The sequence below is a fragment of the Rhodosalinus sp. genome (assembly GCF_041685465.1).
Taxonomy (GTDB): Bacteria; Pseudomonadota; Alphaproteobacteria; order Rhodobacterales; family Rhodobacteraceae; genus Rhodosalinus.
This window is the reverse complement of sequence record NZ_JAWLFS010000325.1, coordinates 1-2,581: the sequence shown is the minus strand read 5'-3', so window position 1 is coordinate 2,581 and position 2,581 is coordinate 1. Positions and strand designations below refer to the sequence as shown.

Below are 2,581 nucleotides of genomic sequence, written 5' to 3'. Positions count from 1 at the left end.
GTCGATGTCGCCCTCCGTCCGGTCGATGCGCGCGACCTGCTTCGCGATCCAGTCCTCGGGCACGCGGCCGCGGTCGTGCAGGTGGGTGAAGATCGTCTCGAGCATCTCGGCGTGCTCGGCGTGGCTGATGCCCCGGAAGTCGGGGATGCGGCAGACGTCCCAGAGCAGGCGCACCGCCCGCCCGTCCGCGGCGCGCGCGCGGACCTCCGGCTCGGCCGACAGCATCCTGAGCGCGCGCAGGTCGTCGGCCTCCCGCCCGCGGGTCAGGAGCGGCGCGGGCGGCGCCTCCTCCAGCGAGGCGATCAGCGCCTCGGGCGAGCCGAAGGCGAGGCGCGCGTTGCGCCATTGCAGCCGCGAGACGGGCGCGAAACGGTGATTGGCGATCGCCTCGGCCACTTCCTCGTCGATGGGCGGCGACTCGCCCGTGGTGCCGAAGCTCCCGTTCGACATGCCGCGCCCGGCGCGCCCCGCGATCTGGCCGAGTTCGTTCGGCGCGAGCTGGCGCATCTTGCGCCCGTCGAACTTGCGCAGCCCCGCGAAGGCGACGTGATCGATGTCGAGGTTGAGCCCCATGCCGATCGCGTCGGTGGCGACGAGGTAATCCACGTCGCCGTTCTGATAGAGGTCCACCTGCGCGTTGCGCGTGCGGGGGCTGAGCGCGCCCATGACCACCGCCGCGCCGCCCTTCTGCCGGCGAATCAGCTCGGCGATGGCGTAGACGCTCTCGACCGAGAAGGCGACGATCGCCGAGCGCGGGCGCATCCGGCTGATCTTGCGCTGGCCGGTCCAGGCGAGCTCGGACATGCGGTCGCGTCCGAGGAACTGCGCCTCGGGCACCAGCGCACGGATCGGCCCGCGCATGGTGTCCGCCCCCATGAACAACGTCTCGTGCTGGCCGCGGAGCCGCAGCAGCCGGTCGGTGAAGACGTGGCCCCGGTCCGGATCGGCGCAGAGCTGGATCTCGTCGATGGCGACGAAATCGGCGCCCATGCCCTCCGGCATCGCCTCGACCGTGCAGACCCAGTACTGCGTCCGGGGCGGCACGATGCGCTCCTCTCCGGTCAGAAGCGCGACCACCGAGGGACCGCGCGCCGCCACGATCCGGTCGTAGACCTCGCGCGCGAGCAACCGGAGCGGCAGGCCGATCACCCCCGTCCGATGGCCCAGCATCCGTTCGATGGCGTAATGCGTCTTGCCGGTATTGGTGGGCCCGAGGACCGCGACGACCCTGCCCTCGCTCGACATGTGCCCCCCTTGTCCGGTTCGGCCCCGCGCGCGGCGCGGTTCAGAGCTCGCGCCCGAGCACCTCGGGTTCCAGCGGCTCCATCGCGTCCTGGACTTGGGCGTTTTCCGGGTAGAGCGCAAGAACCTCTTCGTAGGCGCGCCAGGCGAGCCTGGGGCGGTCGAGCTGCTGCATCACGGCGCCGACGCCCTGAAGCGCGCCGAAATGGCGCGGCTCGAGGGCGAGCGCACGCTCCAGGTCGGCGAGGGCCAGCATGTATTCCCCCTGCCGGTAGAAGGCGAGGCCGCGCGCTGCCCAGCCTTCGGCGAAGTCGGGCGCATGATCGACGAGCGCGGTGAGATGCTCGATCGCCTTGTCGACCTCGTTCGCCTCGATCGCATCCTTGCCCCGGCCGAGGAGCAGATCCATCGCCGCCGAGCCGGACTTCGACCACTCGGCGCGAATCTGTCGGGCGAGGCGCGTCGCCTCGCGGCCCTCGGCCTCCTGCAGCTCGGCGAAGAGCGCGTCGACGCGACCGTCGTCCGCCGCGGCGGCGCCGAACGGCATCGTCACGATGAGCAACGCCGTCGTGACGTGGCGTCTGATTGCGGTGTGAAGGTGTTTCATGACACTACCGAAGGTAACGCAGCTCTGCGATATTTCCAGCCACGCGATGCATCAGCCGGAGGACGACACATGAGCATGATGGAGAAGGCCGTTTCGGCCATCAACGAGAAAGTCGGCGGCAGCTTCGATGGCTCCGTGAGGTTCGTGATCGAGGGCGAGGGCACGATCCTGCTCGATCCGCAGGGGGCGCGGGTCTCCGACGACCCGGCGGAAGTGACGCTGACCGCCGATCAGGAAACCTTCGAGGCGATCCTCGACGGCGACCTCAACCCGACCTCGGCCTTCATGACGGGCAAGCTCTCGGTGGACGGCGACATGGCCCAGGCGATGAAGCTCGCCGGCGCGCTGTCGTGACGCGCGGGCGATGACGCCGGCGCCCCTTCTGGACGAGATGACCGACGCGCCGCCGGGGGCGGCGTGGTGGGTGCGCGCGTCGGATGGCGTGCGCCTCCGGGTCGGGGGCTGGCGGCCCGGGAGGGCCGAGGGCACGGTGCTCCTTTTCCCGGGCCGCACCGAATACATCGAGAAGTACGGGCGCCCGGCGCGCGATTTCCTCGCCGCGGGCCTTGCGGTGCTCGCCGTGGACTGGCGCGGGCAGGGCATGGCCGACCGGGCGCCCGAGGCGCCCTTCCTCGGGCACGTCCGCGCCTTCGCCGACTACCAGCACGACGTGACCGCGATGCTCGAGGTCGCGGAGGCGCAGGGCTTCCCGCGGCCCTTTCACCTTCTCGG

General features: G+C 71.0%; 4 protein-coding genes. 2 read left to right on the top strand and 2 right to left on the bottom strand.

From position 1 onward, the window contains the following. Both ACESL7_RS15200 and ACESL7_RS15195 read right to left on the bottom strand, forming a co-directional pair. Positions 1-1,245: helicase-related protein (locus tag ACESL7_RS15200; RefSeq protein WP_372894138.1), on the bottom strand; the 1,245-nt coding region annotated here is incomplete at its 3' end. 40 nt (positions 1,246-1,285) lie between these two features. Then, a complete protein-coding gene (locus ACESL7_RS15195) occupies positions 1,286-1,849 on the bottom strand; it encodes a tetratricopeptide repeat protein (protein WP_372894137.1) in 564 nt (187 codons plus the stop codon). A gap of 69 nt (positions 1,850-1,918) precedes the next feature. On the opposite strand from ACESL7_RS15195, the gene ACESL7_RS15190 reads away from it, so the two are divergent. Next, positions 1,919-2,203, top strand: a complete 285-nt coding sequence (locus ACESL7_RS15190) for an SCP2 sterol-binding domain-containing protein (RefSeq protein ID WP_372894136.1) — start codon at positions 1,919-1,921, stop codon at positions 2,201-2,203. A 10-nt stretch (positions 2,204-2,213) separates the two neighbouring features. Continuing rightward, positions 2,214-2,581 (top strand): alpha/beta hydrolase (locus tag ACESL7_RS15185; RefSeq protein ID WP_372894135.1); only part of this gene is annotated, 368 nt, incomplete at its 3' end.

What these genes read in the sequence shown, in the direction of transcription:
- ACESL7_RS15195 (WP_372894137.1), bottom strand. Translation starts at nt 1,849, where the DNA reads ATGAAACACCTTCACACCGCAATCAGACGCCACGTCACGACGGCGTTG.
- ACESL7_RS15190 (WP_372894136.1), top strand. Translation starts at nt 1,919, where the DNA reads ATGAGCATGATGGAGAAGGCCGTTTCGGCCATCAACGAGAAAGTCGGC.